The sequence below is a fragment of the Candidatus Xenohaliotis californiensis genome, from assembly GCF_963930935.1.
In the GTDB taxonomy this organism is placed as follows: domain Bacteria; phylum Pseudomonadota; class Alphaproteobacteria; order Rickettsiales; family CAWVOK01; genus Xenohaliotis; species Xenohaliotis californiensis.
Map to the genome: position 1 here is coordinate 1 of NZ_CAWVOK010000024.1, position 16,562 is coordinate 16,562.

Here is a 16,562-nt window from a genome sequence, read left to right on the forward strand (position 1 = left end):
TTAGAGAAAGTGGTATAACAGTTGGTGCTGGTGTTGTTATGGAAATTATTGAATAAATATTGGGAGTGTAGCTCAATTGGTAGAGCGTCGGTCTCCAAAACCGTAGGTTATGGGTTCAAGTCCTATCACTCCCGCTTATAGGTTTGTTATGAATATAGTTGGATATTATAAATCTTTTATTTTTGAGATAAAAAAAATTTCTTGGATTTCTTTTAAGAAAACTATGAGTATGGCCACTATAGTTTTATCTGTTGTGGTTATAGCAATGTTTTTTTTTTTAGTGGTAGATTATTTAATTTTGCATTTTTTAAAATTGTTGTTTGGGTATGCACATGTCTTCTGATGATTGTTTTTGGTATATACTGAGAGTTAGTGCTGGAAGAGAGCAGTCTGTAGCTAAAAGTATTGAATCTTACAAAATGAGGAATGCTGATATAGACAATGCTATTCGTGAAATTTGCGTTCCTGTACAATCTGTGCTTAAAGTAAAAAAAAATGTAAAACAACATAAAACAAAAAGTGTTTTTTCTGGATATGTTTTGATAAATATGTTAAATACTAAGAGAGCAATAGACACTGTAAGAAGTCTTCCTGGAGTTGTTGGCTTTGTGACAAGTAGTGGTAAGCCAGCTCCTTTAACCAAAGATGACTTTGAGAAGATGATGCAATTAGTGAAAGAAAAAATTGAAAATGCAGAATCTAGTGTTTTATATGAAGTTGGGCAGCAGGTGAAAATTACCAGTGGCCCATTTGCTTCTTTTGCTGGTGAAATAGAGCATATTGACAATGCAAAAAAACGTTTAAGAGTAGCTGTGGCTATTTTTGGACAATTAACTCCTGTTGATTTGGATCTAGATCAGGTTAGCTTGGTAAATAATGAAGAATAAAATGGTTTATTTTTATGAGTGAACAAATAAAGAAGGCAATTGTTGCAAATTTGAAGTTTAATATTAAGGCTGGCAGTGCCAATCCTTCTCCTCCATTGGGACCAGCACTAGGACAACGTGGTATTAATATTATGGAGTTTTGCAAGATGTTTAATGAGAAAACATCTTCATATGATAAATTGCAAATAGTGCGTGTAAAAGTGATTGTATATAGTGATAAAACATATTCATGTAATGTCAAGATGCCAGAAGTATCATGGCTTATAAAAAATGCAATATCATTGAACAGAGGCAGCAGTGCTCCTGGTGCTACAGTTGTTAAAACTATTAATGCTTCTGAATTAGTAGAAATTGCTAAAATGAAAATGACTGATATGGGAGTTGTTAAGATTGATTCTGCATTAAAAATGGTCATTGGGACAGCAAAATCTATGGGTATTGAGGTTATAGGAGATGGTAAGAGGTAACAAGCATGGCTGATGAAAAAAAAATATGGTTTTTAAATGATGCTTTAAGCAGTCTTATAGCTGCTAAAACAGCAAAATTCAATGAGTCAATTGATATGTCACTTAATTTGACTTGTGGTGCAAAGAATACTATTTCACAACTTAGGGGTGTAATTTCATTACCTTATGGCACTGGGAAAAACAAGAAAGTTGCAGTTATTGCTAAAGCCAATGAATGGGATGCTGCCAAAGTTGCTGGTGCTGATTATGTTGGTGATGATGAGTTATTGCAAGACATTGCTGTTGGTAAGATTGAATATGATTGCTATATTGCAACTCCATCTATGATGAGCAGTATAGCAAAAGTGGCAAAAATATTAGGACCAAAGGGTTTGATGCCTAATACAAAATCTGGCACTGTTACAACCAATTTTGCTTCTGTGGTGCCTGCAATAAAACAGGGTACTATGGTTGAATATAAAGCTGATAAAAAAGGTGTTATTAATATGTGTTTTGGCAATGTGTTAATTGATGTTGATAAATTGGCTAAGAATTTGCAAAGTGCATTATCTGCAATACTGAATAACAAACCCAGTGATGTTGATAAAATGGAAATTAAGTCTATTTTTATTAGTTCAACTATGGGCAAATCATACAGAATTAAACTTTGATGGAGTTGAAAGATTATGTCTACTAGAGAGCAAAAAGAACAGGTAATCAATAAGATGTCACTTATATTGACAAATTATTCAATGATTATGCTTGTGCGTAATAATGGCATCACAGCAACAGAATCCAAGATGCTTCAGTTAAAGTTGCATGATATTTCTTCTGGCGTATGTTTTATAAAAAATACTTTATTTTGTATAGCTGTTGATAGATTAGATTATAATATGACTATTAAAGATGAGTCTGTTGGGTCAAATTTAATCATTTATTCTAACGATATTTTTCCTTTATTAAAAAATGTAATTGATTTTTTTAAAGATAATGTTAAATTAGAAGTAGTTTCTTGCTATTATGACTCAAAGGTAATCAAAAAAAATGATGTTTATGCATTGTCAAAAATGCCTTCTATTGAAGCATTGTATTCTAAATTGTATACATCTTTGCAATTGCCTTTGCTTGAATTTTATAACACTATGAATAGCACAGGAATATCTTTATTGCATGTGTTACAGACTTATAAAGATAAAGAGTTATGATTAATAATTAATGAGGTATTGTAAATGAGTCAACAACATTCTTCTCAAGATACTGATGCTAAGGTTGCAAGTATTCTTGATGATATCTGTGCTTTAACAGTTAGCCAGATACACCAACTTTCTGAAGGCTTTAGGGAAAAATTTAATTTACCTGCTATGGGTGCAATGTCTTTTGGTGGCAGTGCTCCAGCACAACAGGAATCTTCAGCTAAAGTTGAAGAAAAAACTGAATTTGATGTAATATTAAAAACTATTGGCAGTAATAAAGTTTCTGTTATTAAAGCTGTTAAAGATCTATTATCATGTGGATTGATGGATGCTAAAAAATTAGTTGAAACAGCAGATGCTATTTTGAAGAAGGGTGTATCTAAAAAGGAAGCAGATGATATTAAAACAGCCATAGAAGCAGCTGGTGCTAAAGTGGAGATTAAGTAAGTTAGTTCTATAAATTTTTTAAAGCTTTTTTTACTAAGGCATGAAAGGGGATAGGTGTGGCAAATTCAGAGAGTGTGTGTAGTTTTTTATTCTCTCATTCTATGCGTTCAAGGATTGATGGGAAGGCAATTGAATTGGATAAACTACCTAATATGCTTGATGTGCAAAAAGAATCTTATGCACGTTTTCTTTATGGTAGAGATGGAGTTGAGGAAGATAGTGGCATAGCATCGGTTTTTAAAGGTATATTTCCTATAGTTGATGCAGGCAATAAAGCCACACTTGATTTTGTTTCCTACTCATTAAAAGAACCTAAGTTTAATGAAGATGAATGTGTACAACGTGGTATAACATATGCTGCAACTGTTCGTGCATTAATGAGACTTATAGTTTGGGTAGAAAGTGAAGAAACTAAATCCAAAGAAATAAAAAGTATTAAAGAACAAGAAGTATATATAAGCAATATACCATTAATGACAACTAAAGGTACTTTTGTTATCAATGGCTGTGAGTATGTTGTGGTATCGCAGATGCACAGGTCACCAGGTGTGTTTTTTGATCATGATAGAGGTAAGAATTATAGTTCTGGAAAAATACTTTATTCAACAAGAATAATTCCATATCGTGGATCTTGGCTTGATTTTGAGTTTGATATTAAGGATTTAATATATTTTCGTATAGACAGAAAAAGGAAGATGCATGTTAGCACATTATTGTATGCATTAGGATTAAACAAGCAGGAAATTATTGATTTTTTTTATAATAAAATCACATTTAATTACAATATTAAAGAAGATTTTTGGTTTGTTAATTTGAAGTTAAGAGATTTTTTAGGTTTTAAAAGCTTCTTTACTTTAAGAAATATGGAGACAGGTGAGGTTATTCTTGAAAAAAATACAAGAATTAATCAAAGGGTTATTGCTAAATTAATTTCTGCAAAACTACCAATATCAGGTGATTTTCGTATTGATCATAGTGTTTGTGATGAACTGTTTATTGCACATGATATTGTTGATAAGAATGATAATAGGGTCACTATAAGTGTTGGTGAATCTATTAATGGCTCACATTTTGATTTAATTTATTCATTAGGTATTGAATCTTTTTCAATTTTAGTTGTTGATGATGTATATGCTGGTAATTATATTCTAAACACTCTTAAGGCTGACAAAAATTCAATGAAAACTGATGCTCTTATAGAGATATATAAAGTTATCAGACCTGGAGAGCTGGCTAATGCAGAAATTGTTGAATCACTTCTTGAAGGGTTATTTTTTGACAAAGATAAGTATGACTTATCTGATGTTGGCAGGGTAAAAATGAATGCAAAGCTTGGTCTTGATATTCCAGAAGATCATCATACATTAAGCAAGGCAGATGTACTTCATGTGATTAAAGCTTTAATAGCAGTGAAAGATGGTAAAATGCCAATAGATGATATAGACCATTTAGGAAATAGAAGAGTAAAAGCTGTTGGTGAGTTAGTTGAAAATCAATTTCGCATAGGATTAATGAAGATTGCTAGGGTTTCTGTTGAGAGATTATCATCTGTTGATCTAGATTCTGTTATGCCACATGATTTAATAAACTCTAAGTTACTCACATCTTTGATTAAGGAATTTTTTAGTGTTTCGCAATTGTCACAGTTTATGGATCAAACTAATCCATTATCTGAAATTACACATAAGCGTAGGTTGTCAGCTCTTGGGCCTGGTGGTCTTACAAGAGAAAGGGCTGGCTATGAAGTGCGTGATGTTCATACAACACATTATGGTAGGATTTGTCCAGTTGAAACTCCAGAAGGACAAAATATTGGCCTAGTAAATAGTTTAGCTATATGTGCTACAGTTAATAGATATGGATTTATAGAAAGTCCATATTATAAAGTTGTCAATGGTGCTGTAACTAATGAATTGCATTATTTATCTGCAATTGAAGAAGAAAAGTACAATATTGCACAAGCTAGCTATGCACTTGATGATAAAGATGTATTTATAGATGAAATTATATGCTGTAGAAAAAGTGGTGAGCTTGTTAATGTTATGCGAAATGAGGTTAATTTTGTAGATATTTCACCAAAACAAGTTGTATCTGTTGCAGCATCATTAATTCCATTTTTGGAAAATAATGATGCTAATAGAGCTCTTATGGGATCCAATATGCAGAGACAGGCTGTTCCATTGATGATTGCTGAAGCACCTATGGTTGGTACTGGTGTAGAATACATTGTAGCACGTGATTCTGGTGCTGTGATAATTGCTAAATCTGATGGTATAGTACGTTGGGTGGATGCAGCAAGGATTGTTATTTGCTCTGAGAAAACTGGTGATATGGATGTTTATTCTTTGCAGAAATTTAGAAGATCAAATTATAATACTAATATTGGTCATGCACCTAGAGTAAAGAGAGGTGATATTGTACACAAAGGTAATATAATAGCAGACAATACAGCTACTGATAATGGTGAGCTTGCTTTAGGCAAGAGTGTGTTGGTAGCATTCATGCCATGGCATGGTTACAACTTTGAAGATTCAATTATTATCTCGGAACGTTTAGTTAGTGATGATGTTTTTACATCTATTCATATTGAAGAGTTAGAGTGTGTTGCTAGAGATACTAGACTGGGTCCTGAAGAAGTAACACGTAGCTTGCCAAATATTAATGAAGCTAAGCTTGTTAATCTTGATGAATCAGGTATTGTTAACATAGGAGTCAAAGTAAAACCAGGTGATATTTTGGTTGGCAAAATTACTCCAAAGAGTGAATTGCCAATGACTCCAGAGGAAAAGTTATTGAGGATTATTTTTGGTGAGAGAGCATCAGATGTGCGTGATTCATCACTTTATGTGCCATCTGGAATTTCAGGAACTGTTATAGATGTTTGGATTCTTTCTGTGCATGGTGTAGAAAAAGATCAAAGATTACATTTAATTGAACAACAAAAGAAATCTAATTTACGTAAAGACTATAATATTAAGTTATTAATATTAAATGAATATTTTTTTAATCAGATTAAAGATATAACATTGGGTCAAATTCTTTCTAAGAATTTTAATGGCTTTGCACCATCATATAAAATTCAAGAAGATATGTTTGTTAAATTATTAAATGATGGTAAAACTGGGCATGATGTTGCAATAAAAAAATTATGGAATATATCTGTAGACAATCAGTCAATTTTAAAAGAAATAAAGCAGTTTAAGGTTAAATATGATTTATTGTTTAAAAAATTGGAAGATGATTACAATATAGCAGCTGAAAGGTTGTTGGTTGATAGTGAATTGCCACAAGGTGTTTTGAAGATAGTAAAAATTTTTCTTGCTTCCAAACAGAAATTACAACCAGGAGATAAAATGGCTGGTAGACATGGCAATAAGGGTGTAGTTTCTAAAATAGTTCCAGTTGAGGATATGCCATATTTAGAAGATGGAACACTGGTGGATATTATTTTAAATCCTCTAGGTGTTCCATCAAGAATGAATGTGGGACAGATTTTAGAAGCTCATCTTGGCTGGCTGTGTAAGCAGACTGGTAAAAAAATAGCTGATGCTTTTAACAACATGAATACCTTGGAAGATGTTGATTCTCTTAGATCATTATTATCAAAAGTTTACACTAATAAAGCTGATCATAATGTAATTTCTAGATGCAATGTAGATGATCTGCGTTCTTTGGCTAATAGCCTAAAGAAAGGAGCTCTGCTTGCAGCACCTGTGTTTGAGGCACCAAGTGAAGAGCTTATGGATGATTTTGCAAAAAATATTGGTATTTCATCTGTGGATTCTGTGATTTTAACAGATGGTTTAACAGGTGAGAAATTTGATAGAACTGTGACTGTTGGTTATATTTATATGATGAAATTACATCATTTAGTTAATAATAAGATACATGCTCGTTCTGTTGGTCCATATAGCTTAATTACACAACAGCCATTAGGGGGTAAATCACATTTTGGCGGTCAGCGTTTTGGAGAAATGGAATGCTGGGCACTTCAAGCATATGGTGCAGCATATACATTGCAAGAAATGTTAACAGTTAAATCAGATGATGTAAAAGGTAGGGTTAAGGTGTATGAGTCAATAATAAGAGGTGTTAATGAGTTGGAATGTGGTATGCCTGAATCATTTAATGTAATGATTGAGGAATTGCGCTCATTATGTTTGAATATTGAGTTGCAAGATGCAGTAGAGTGATTTAAAAAAGGGGTGTGTGTGAGTTATTCTAGATTAGAGAGTGTTGATTCTGTTCAGCAATTTGACCAGATTGCAATATCTATAGCAAGTCCAGAGAAGATACGATCTATGTCTTATGGCGAAGTTCGCAAGCCAGAAACAATTAATTATAGGACTTTTAAGCCTGAAAAAGATGGTTTATTTTGTGCACGTATTTTTGGACCAATAAGAGATTATGAATGTTTATGTGGCAAATATAAGCGTATAAAATATCGTGGTATTGTATGTGAAAAATGTGGTGTAGAAGTTACTCTATCAAGAGTTAGAAGAGAAAGGATGGGTCATATAGAGCTAGCAGCTCCAGTTGCACACATATGGTTTGTAAAACTTTTGCCTTCTAGAATTGGCATATTGCTTGATATATCATTACGTGACCTGGAGAGTGTTTTGTATTGTGAATCATATATTGTAGTAGATGGTGGTGTTTCACCACTTGAAAAAACACAACTATTATCTGAGGATGCATACAGCAAAGCTGTTGATGATTATGGAGAAGATTCCTTTACAGCAATGATGGGCGCTGAGGCTATACAAATCTTATTGCAAGAACTTGATTTAGAGTTGTTAGCTCAGTGCTTGCGTAATGAATTAATGAGCGCCACTTCTGAGTTAAAAAAGAAAAAGATTATCAAAAGACTGCGCATAATATTAGATTTTCTTAAATCAAAGAATAAACCTGAATGGATGATTCTGAATGTTATACCAGTTATGCCGCCAGAATTACGTCCTTTAGTAATGTTAGATGGTGGTCGTTTTGCAGCTTCAGATTTAAATGAGCTATACAGAAGATTGGTTAATCGCAATAACCGTTTAAGAAGATTGTTAGAGCTTGGTGCACCTAGTATTATTATTCGTAATGAAAAGCGTATGCTACAAGAAGCTGTTGATGCATTATTTGATAACAGTCGTCGTAGTAGAGTGGTGAAAAGTACTAATAAGAGGCCTTTTAAATCATTAAGTGATGTTTTGAAGGGCAAGCAAGGTCGCTTTAGACAGAATTTATTAGGTAAGCGCGTTGATTATTCTGGTCGTTCAGTTATTGTTGTAGGCCCAAAATTAAAATTACATCAATGTGGCTTGCCAAAAAAGATGGCATTAGAACTTTTTAAACCTTTTATTTATTCAAAAATGGAAATATATGGCATGGCACCAACAATTAAAGTTGCTAAATATATGGTTGAAGCCGAAAAGCCAGAAATTTGGGATATTTTAGAAGAGATAATAAAAGATCATCCAGTATTGCTTAATAGAGCACCAACATTGCATCGTTTAAGTATACAAGCTTTTGAGCCTGTTTTAATAGATGGCAAGGCAATACAACTTCATCCATTGGTTTGTTCAGCATTCAATGCAGATTTTGATGGTGATCAAATGGCCGTACATATACCTCTATCATTAGAGGCTCAATTAGAGGCACGTGTACTTATTATGTCTACCAATAACATCCTTAGTCCATCAAGTGGTAAGCCAGCAATAGTACCAACAAAAGACATTGTGCTGGGGATCTATTATTTAACTTTATTAAATGAAAATGGTCTTGGTGAAGGTATGGTTTTTGGTTCTTTTGATGAAATAGATCAGGCATTATATCATGAAGTTGTTGACCTGCACTCAGAAATTAAAGCTCGTTGCCCTTCTATTGTTGATGGAGAATTGGTTTTTAATATTTATAACACAACACCAGGCAGAGTGGCTTTGTACAGAATATTGCCAGCTAATGAAAATTTATCTTTTGATTTAGTTAATAGAGTTCTTGGTGCTAAGGATATGGCAGATATTGTTGATATGGTGTATAGAAATTGTGGTAAGAAGGATTGTGTTGATTTTGTAGATAATTTGATGCTGCTTGGTTTTAAATATGCTACTAAATCTGGTATTTCATTTAATAAAAATGACATGATTATCCCAGATACTAAAGAGCATCATGTTGCTAAATCAAGAGCAGAGGTTATGAAATTTGAGATGCAATATCAAGAGGGATTAGTAACAGCAAATGAAAAATATAACAAAGCTATAGATGTTTGGTCGCATTGTGTTGACAGAATTGCATTTGATATGATGCAATGCATTTCTGCTAAAAATTCTAAAATAGACACAGAATTACCTGGTTGCAGAAATATTAATTCTATATATATGATGGCTAATTCTGGAGCCAGAGGATCTCCAGCACAAATTAAACAGCTGGCTGGTATGCGTGGCTTAATGTCTAAGCCTTCTGGTGATATTATTGAAACTCCTATTGTATCTAATTTCAGAGAAGGATTAGATGTTCTTGAATACTTTAATTCCACTCATGGTGCACGTAAAGGACTGTCTGACACAGCCTTAAAAACTGCTAACTCTGGTTATTTAACACGCAGACTTGTAGATGTTGCACAAGATTTTGTTATACAAGACCTTGATTGTGGTACTACAGATGGTATAACAGCTTCACAAATTATGGAAGGTGGTGAAATTGTTGTAAGTATTGGTGAATTAGTGCTTGGTAGAGTTGCCATGAATGACATTTTTCATCCTGTTACCGGTGAATTAATTGTTGCAGCTGGTGACTTGATTGAAGAAGATGCCATTGCCAAAATTGATGCTTCAGGAATGAGTGCTATAAAAGTTAGATCAGTTCTTATGTGTAAACATTTGCGTGGTTCTTGTGCTAAGTGTTATGGTCGTGACCTTTCAAGTGGTAAAATGGTTTCTATAGGTGAGGCTGTTGGTGTAATTGCTGCACAATCAATTGGCGAACCAGGCACACAATTGACAATGCGTACTTTTCATATTGGTGGTGCTACTACTGGTTCTGAGATATCAAGTGCCAATGCATCTACAAATGGTGTTGTGAGCTTTGATATTGATTCAACTGTAACTGACCGACATGGAAATAGAATTGCCATGAGCAGATCATTTGAACTTAAGATATACAGCAGTGTTGGTGGTACTGAATTGGCAAGCTATAGTATTCCTTATGGTTCAAAAATTTTATTTGAAAATGAAAGTAATGTTACAAAGAAAGCAAAATTAGCATCTTGGGATCCATATACAATGCCAGTTATTGCAGAAAAATCTGGAATTGTTGAATATGTTGATTTAGTTGAAGATGTATCAGTAAGTGAGATAATGGATGTAGTGACTGGTGTAGTTAGTAAAATTATTATTGATTGGCGTCAACATAGTGGTAATTTTGATTTACACCCTACTGTTTTACTCAAGGATGAAAAAGGAAAACAAATTAAATTATCTAATGGATTGGGTGCTAGCTATGTGGTTAGCATTGGCTCTATATTGAGTGTAAAGAATGGTCAGAAAATAGAGTCTGGTGATGTATTGTTCCGTATTCCTAGAAAATCATTAGGAGTTAAGGATATCACAGGTGGCTTACCTCGTGTTGCTGAATTGTTTGAGGCTCGTAAGCCAAGGGATCATGCAATAATTAGTGAAATTTCTGGTATTGTAGAGCTTGGCAGGGATTATAAATCTAAGCATAAAGTTATTATTAAGAATAACAATGAGCAGATTGAATATTTGATACCACGTGGAAAATACACTCTTGTAAGTGAAGGTGAGTTTGTGAAAAAGGGTGATTTATTGGTTGATGGTAGCCCTAATCCCCAAGATATTTTGGCTGTTATGGGGGTTGAAATGGCTACAGATTATATGATTAATGAAATTCAGAGTGTTTATAGATTGCAAGGTGTTAGTATTGATAATAAGCATATTGAAATAATCTTACGTCAAATGCTCCAGAAATATGAAATTATTGAATCTGGCGACTCTATGCTTTTGGTTGGAGAGCAGATAGATAGAGAAGATTATTATAGTGTTTGTGCACAACTAAAGAAAGAGGGTAAAAGATTGCCCAAAGGTGTATTAACATTTCAAGGTATCACCAAGGCCAGTTTACGTACAAAATCCTTTATTTCTGCTGCATCTTTCCAAGAAACAACAAAAGTTTTAACAGAAGCTGCTATTGGTGCAAAAATTGATAAATTAGAAGGATTGAAAGAAAATATTTTAGTTGGTCGTTTGATACCAGCTGGAACTGGATTTTTTAGCAGCTACTATAAACGTGAAAGTAAAAAAATGGCTGTGAGTGGCACCTCTTCACCTAATGATAACAATGTTGATGTAGGTACTTTGCCTGAAACAACATAGTTTTAATGCTAGAGATTATAGTTATTATTTTTTTAATGAGGACTTATTATGGCAAAAAATATGTTAAATTATATAATTTTAGCTTTACAATAGATTAAAGACTATTTATAGAGCAGTCTAATGTTTCCAAAGTTTACAATGAGTGTTAATGATAGTGCCAATATTAATGACAGTAGAGCATGTTTATTGTTTCTTGAGCTTACTAATAATGTAGCATTTGCACTTGGAGTTGATACTGCTAATATAAGTTTTAATACCACTGCTAATGCCAATGGTAATGTGTTTATATTTAATATTTGTCCAAGTGGAGCTAGTAGCATTGATGATGTTTTTGCAGAGCAGATTTTCTCTACTGTTTTTACATGTTTAAAAATAAAAAATCATCTTTCACCTGCTGCACAGTCTGCCGTAGAAATAATTGATCAAAAAGCACTTTTGCGTAATGTGTATAATAAAGAAGAAGAGTTTGAAAAAGATATTTGGATTTTATATAAAAATAACCTAAATATAGATAATTCCATTTGTGCATTAATAGACTATATATCAAGCAAGCCAGCTGTTTCATTAATTAAGTTTGGAGTAGATGGAAATGAATTTACTCTTTCTGGTGCAAAAATTTTTGATATCACATTACCATTTGTAGAGTGTGTGTTTGATTATTTTGAGGTTATAGAGGTTAGTTTATTGATTAAGAAAGCCGATTTTGATTGTACTGGTTTTTGGGAATTTAAATCAGCTGGTCAAATAATAAAAGCAAAAATACATCCATTATGCCGCAAGATGCTTTATAGAATATCGTGTTCTTGTGTTTTAGGTGCTAAATATCTTTCTGTATCGCTAGCATTAAATTGTAAGGTTGATATAACTGGAATGTGCTTATTAAATACAAAGAGATTTGAGATTGTAAATATTTTTGGTGAACCACGTGATGTTGCAGACAATACAGAGATAGTATTCAAAATAGATAGTGAATTTGTGCCTAAGATTAGTACTATAGCCCAAGATCAGCTGTATCTTATATAATTTTATGATATTTTACTTGTATTTTGTACAATAAGATTTTTTGCACTATAAATATACTTTTGCTATACAGCATGTTCATGCATACTGGTATACTATCTTTACTGTCACAACAGCTGTTTCTAATGCATTTTTTATATTGTGCTACTAATATTAAATATGAGGTGTAATAGGTTGACTGTAAAATTTTTTAAAATTGGAGAAAGTAATTTTAACCTCACCAAATATAACTTAGCTCACACATTTTTTTGTACAAATTAATTAATTGTACTAAATTTGTTGCTGAGAAGACTGTGTTTGATTTTTATGCATGTTGCTGAGATGATAATAAATTAATTTGTTTAAAAAGTATTAGTTTCTAGTTATTTATTCATTTTTACTAAAATAAAATAAACTCTAGCATTATTTAATAATTTGCTGCTAAAATTTAACTATCAATATCTCATATACTATCTAAGATTTAAGATATTGGTGATAATTTTTTGTTGAATTAATGTTTCACAGGTTTTTTATGATGTGGTTTTTTCTTGGAGCTATTTTTTGTTTTATGTTCTTAATTGCATATGGATTAATGCACATTAAGATGCTTAGACATAGACTTGCTAATGCATTAGGTGATTTGGAGAATATTCGTGCAGAAAATAGAAACTTGGAACTTGAGAGAGATGATTTTAGGAATAAATTTAACAGGGTGGAGGCTAAGCTTGAAGAGGTTAGAACTACTAAAGATGAATATGACAGAATGAGGAGAGAAAATGCTGAGCATATTGTGCAACGTCTTAGTGAAAAGGTTGGTGCTATATCTGGTGATCAGTTGTTGCGCAATGCCGAGGAGTCTACCAAAAAACTTAAAGAAACTCTTATTCCTGTGGATGAGCTGCGTAAAGAGTTTAGGCAGGAAATGGAGGATTTTAAGAAAAGTAGGGTGGTTAGTGAAGAGCTTGACAGGGTTAAACAGGATGCTATGCAAAATGTAGTAAGTAATATGACCAAGCTAGCAAATGATTTTATTAAAGCATGCAAGGGTGACTCCAAGGCTGCTGGTGAGTTTGGTGAACAGGTTTTAGAGATGTGTCTTGAGAATTCTGGCTTACATAAAGGTGAGCATTACAGGATGCAGAGCAGCTTAGTGCACAGCAGTGGTGATAAGGGTAGACCAGATGTGATTGTAAATCTACCAGAAAATAGACATTTAGTTATTGATTCTAAGGTTTCATTGTTTGATTATAAGGAGTTGATTGATGCAGAGCGTGGTTCTGATGAAGAAAAAAGATTGCTTAATAGTTTTAATCAATCAGTTAGAAGACATGTTCGAGACCTTAAAGAACGTTGCTACTCAAATGCACAAGATATTAATTCACCTGATTTTGTAGTCATGTTTGTGCCAATGGAGTCTGCATTACAGATGATAATGCACGGCAACTTATGGTTTGATGCACAAAAAGAAGGAGTTATTATTGTTTCTCCTACTACTTTATCAGTTGTACTAAAGGTAGTTAATTCATTATGGAATTTTGAGAAGCGTAATGCAAATGTTGAGGAGATTATGAGAATTGTTGAATCAATGTATCAAAAATTCTCTAATATATGTAATGGTTGGATTAAAGTTGGTGATAGATTGCGCACTGTGGCTACAGATTATAATATGGTAACTAGCAGATTGACTGGTGCAGGTGGCTTATACTCAAAGATGTTAGCAATAGAGAAAAAGAGTGGTGTTGTTTGGGGTGGTAAATCTTTAAGAAATCCACAATCAGTTAGTGTTGATATTGATAGCAGTAGTTTGCATAAGGCTATTGAAGATGTTGATTAATAATATCTTAGATTTCCAGTTTTGCCCCAAAATGATTTATGTATCACTATATTATAGATAATTATTAATGGCAACACCACCAATACACCTAGAAATATTATCCAAAGTGATTCTTGTGAGCTTGCTGCATTCCAGATTGTCATGCCACCTATAGTAAGGTATGGATAGAAGCTATACACTAAACCAATACCACACAGAAGAAAAGTTAGTGTAGTCATTGCAAATGGCAACCAGCATAAAGCATCATTTTTGCAAGGTAGTTTTCTTAATATGTAGTAATTTAATAAAATTGTAATAGATATTGCAAAAGCAATTATGATAAGCGCTACATTTTTATGATTGGGAATAAATTTTGGCATTAGGTGCCTAGTAACAGGATAGAGCATAAGAATTGTTATTATCAATGGCACTAATACAAGTGTTATTTTTTTAGCCCAAGATATGGCCTTTAGTTGGAGGCAATCTTCAGTTTTCATTATTAGCCACGATGCACCAATTAATGCATATCCCATTGTTAGAGTTATTGAGGTGATTATAGCAAATGCATATCGTTGCCATGAGATTTCAGCTCCTACCATATATAAAGCTAGCATATACCCTTGTGCCAAGGATGTTGTTAATGATCCAGCAAAAAATGCATTATTCCAAGTATTTTTTTGTTCTAGTTTTGTTTTTGTGCGAAAGTCAAAGGCAGCACCTCTGACAACCAATGCTATTAACATAGTTACTAATGGTGCGTACATTGAGGTTAGTATAGCACCTTGGGCATATGGAAATGCAACTAATAAGATTCCAATTGTTAGCACTAACCAAGTTTCATTTGCATCCCAAAATGGTCCAATGGATGCTATCATTGAGTCTTTTTCATCATCATTTGCACAGTTTAATAAAATGCCAACCCCTAAATCATATCCATCTAATATGGCATATATTAAGCCAGATAAGTACATTAAAAGTGCAAAGATTAATGGTAGTAAATATGGATCATTTAGAAAATTTATCATGCTTCACTCATTGTTATTTTATACCAATTTATTACACTCTGTTTTGCAATATAGAACACTGTTTTTATGTATGCAAATAATAGTATGATGTAAGTTATTATATATGCTGTAAGGCTTGCTACTATGTGTTGTTTGGGCATTATTGCAGCAGCATCTTTTGTTTTCAGTACTCCTTGAACCAAATATGGTTGTCTGCCTATTTCTGCAATATACCATCCTAAAATAGTTGCTAACCATCCAGCAAATGTCATGAGAAAAAGCATTATTGCTATAAATTTGTTGATATCTCCATGCCGAAATATTTTAATACTAGCTATCCAAGATGTTATGAGCATCAGTATTCCTATGCCAAACATAGCTCTAAATGAGAAAAATAAAGGTATAATTGGTGGATGTTCTTTAAAATCATTTAAGCCTTTTATTTCACCATTTAGTTTGTGGGTTAGTATTAATGAGCCAAGTTTTGGTATGCCTATTTCAAATATATTTCTTCTTTCTTTTGTGCTAGGTATAGCAAATAAGCGTAGTGGCATTCCTGTATCAGTTTCCCACATTGCTTCCATTGCAGCCAATTTAGCTGGTTGGTGTTTTTGGGTGTTAAGCCCTAAATGGTCACCAGAAAATAGCTGCATAAGTGACATAGTTGATGCAGCATAAACTGCCACCTTTATTGATACTATAACAGATGGTGTTTTTTTATTGTTTAGCCATTGATAAGATGCAACTCCTGCAATAATAAATGAGGTTGTAAGTCCTGATGCTATTAGCATATGAGCTAGTCGATCAAGCATTGATGGATTGAAGATGATTTCTATCCAATTGGTTGGATATGCCACACCATCTCTCATTTCAAAACCCAATGGAGTTTGCATCCAAGAGTTGAGAGACATTATCCAGAATGCAGAAAATGTTGTGCCAAAAGCTACTAAAAAAGTTGCTAAAGTATGTAGTGCATTAGATACTTTATGCATACCAAAAAGCATAATACCTAGGAATGTTGCTTCTAAGAAGAATGATGTTAAAACTTCATAAGCAAGCAATGGTCCAGCAATATTCCCTACTGTTTCCATAAATCCAGGCCAATTGCTGCCAAACTGAAATGACATTGTAACGCCAGTTACAATACCTAGTGCAAAAGTTAGGGCAAAAATTTTCACCCACAATTTATAAGCCTCTATCCATTTTTTATTTTTAGTCTTGTTGTACATGACTTTGAAAAAGAACAAAAACCATGATAGTGCTATAGATATAGTTGGGAATAATATATGAAAGGTAATATTGGCAGTAAATTGAATACGTGACAACATAGTATAATCAAACATTGTACAACATAATACTATTTACTATACATATATCTTTTTTGATTGAGGCAGT

At 33.1% G+C, this 16,562-nt stretch carries 12 protein-coding genes and 1 tRNA gene; 11 read left to right on the top strand and 2 right to left on the bottom strand.

Translation table 11 applies throughout. The features are described from left to right. Positions 1-61: 61 nt before the first annotated feature. From AABI72_RS02620 to rmuC, 11 genes are all read left to right on the top strand, one after another. A tRNA-Trp gene (locus AABI72_RS02620) sits at positions 62-134 on the top strand. A 14-nt stretch (positions 135-148) separates the two neighbouring features. Next, complete coding sequence (gene secE, locus AABI72_RS02625) at positions 149-343, top strand: preprotein translocase subunit SecE (protein ID WP_338364133.1); 195 nt, start codon at positions 149-151, stop codon at positions 341-343. Next, entirely contained in the window at positions 333-887 is a 555-nt protein-coding gene (nusG, locus tag AABI72_RS02630; protein ID WP_338364136.1) for a transcription termination/antitermination protein NusG, read from the top strand. Before secE ends, nusG begins: the two co-directional genes overlap by 11 nt. Positions 888-901: 14 nt before the next feature. Beyond that, positions 902-1,354, top strand: a complete 453-nt coding sequence (gene rplK, locus AABI72_RS02635) for a 50S ribosomal protein L11 (protein ID WP_338364138.1) — start codon at positions 902-904, stop codon at positions 1,352-1,354. A gap of 5 nt (positions 1,355-1,359) precedes the next feature. After that, positions 1,360-2,004 carry a 50S ribosomal protein L1 gene (rplA, locus tag AABI72_RS02640; RefSeq protein ID WP_338364140.1) on the top strand — a complete coding sequence of 215 codons (645 nt, stop codon included), beginning with the start codon at positions 1,360-1,362 and terminating at the stop codon, positions 2,002-2,004. A 15-nt stretch (positions 2,005-2,019) separates the two neighbouring features. Then, entirely contained in the window at positions 2,020-2,538 is a 519-nt protein-coding gene (rplJ, locus tag AABI72_RS02645; protein ID WP_338364142.1) for a 50S ribosomal protein L10, read from the top strand. Positions 2,539-2,562: 24 nt separating this feature from the next. Continuing rightward, positions 2,563-2,973 (top strand): 50S ribosomal protein L7/L12, encoded by a 411-nt coding sequence (gene rplL, locus AABI72_RS02650; RefSeq protein WP_338364143.1) that lies wholly within the window; start codon positions 2,563-2,565, stop codon positions 2,971-2,973. Positions 2,974-3,074: 101 nt separating this feature from the next. After that, positions 3,075-7,166 carry a DNA-directed RNA polymerase subunit beta gene (gene rpoB, locus AABI72_RS02655; protein ID WP_338364145.1) on the top strand — a complete coding sequence of 1,364 codons (4,092 nt, stop codon included), beginning with the start codon at positions 3,075-3,077 and terminating at the stop codon, positions 7,164-7,166. An 18-nt stretch (positions 7,167-7,184) separates the two neighbouring features. Beyond that, positions 7,185-11,351, top strand: a complete 4,167-nt coding sequence (gene rpoC, locus AABI72_RS02660; protein WP_338364148.1) for a DNA-directed RNA polymerase subunit beta' — start codon at positions 7,185-7,187, stop codon at positions 11,349-11,351. Between the two features lie 120 nt (positions 11,352-11,471). Next, a complete protein-coding gene (locus tag AABI72_RS02665; RefSeq protein ID WP_338364150.1) occupies positions 11,472-12,374 on the top strand; it encodes a hypothetical protein in 903 nt (300 codons plus the stop codon). 508 nt (positions 12,375-12,882) lie between these two features. Beyond that, a complete protein-coding gene (gene rmuC / locus AABI72_RS02670; protein WP_338364152.1) occupies positions 12,883-14,184 on the top strand; it encodes a DNA recombination protein RmuC in 1,302 nt (433 codons plus the stop codon). Here rmuC and AABI72_RS02675 read toward each other — a convergent pair. Then, positions 14,181-15,188 (bottom strand): cytochrome d ubiquinol oxidase subunit II, encoded by a 1,008-nt coding sequence (locus tag AABI72_RS02675; RefSeq protein ID WP_338364154.1) that lies wholly within the window; start codon positions 15,186-15,188, stop codon positions 14,181-14,183. The genes rmuC and AABI72_RS02675 overlap by 4 nt on opposite strands. Next, on the bottom strand, positions 15,185-16,510 hold the full coding sequence (locus AABI72_RS02680; RefSeq protein ID WP_338364156.1) for a cytochrome ubiquinol oxidase subunit I: 1,326 nt from the start codon (positions 16,508-16,510) through the stop codon (positions 15,185-15,187). The genes AABI72_RS02675 and AABI72_RS02680 overlap by 4 nt, the downstream gene beginning before the upstream one ends. Positions 16,511-16,562 lie beyond the last annotated feature (52 nt).

Bases quoted from the DNA above. Each gene is read 5' to 3' on its own strand.
- AABI72_RS02665 (WP_338364150.1), top strand. From the start codon at position 11,472: ATGTTTCCAAAGTTTACAATGAGTGTTAATGATAGTGCCAATATTAAT.
- AABI72_RS02675 (WP_338364154.1), bottom strand. From the start codon at position 15,188: ATGATAAATTTTCTAAATGATCCATATTTACTACCATTAATCTTTGCA.
- rplA (WP_338364140.1), top strand. From the start codon at position 1,360: ATGGCTGATGAAAAAAAAATATGGTTTTTAAATGATGCTTTAAGCAGT.
- rmuC (WP_338364152.1), top strand. From the start codon at position 12,883: ATGATGTGGTTTTTTCTTGGAGCTATTTTTTGTTTTATGTTCTTAATT.
- rplL (WP_338364143.1), top strand. From the start codon at position 2,563: ATGAGTCAACAACATTCTTCTCAAGATACTGATGCTAAGGTTGCAAGT.
- rplJ (WP_338364142.1), top strand. From the start codon at position 2,020: ATGTCTACTAGAGAGCAAAAAGAACAGGTAATCAATAAGATGTCACTT.
- rpoB (WP_338364145.1), top strand. From the start codon at position 3,075: ATGCGTTCAAGGATTGATGGGAAGGCAATTGAATTGGATAAACTACCT.
- nusG (WP_338364136.1), top strand. From the start codon at position 333: ATGTCTTCTGATGATTGTTTTTGGTATATACTGAGAGTTAGTGCTGGA.
- AABI72_RS02680 (WP_338364156.1), bottom strand. From the start codon at position 16,510: ATGTTTGATTATACTATGTTGTCACGTATTCAATTTACTGCCAATATT.
- rplK (WP_338364138.1), top strand. From the start codon at position 902: ATGAGTGAACAAATAAAGAAGGCAATTGTTGCAAATTTGAAGTTTAAT.
- secE (WP_338364133.1), top strand. From the start codon at position 149: ATGAATATAGTTGGATATTATAAATCTTTTATTTTTGAGATAAAAAAA.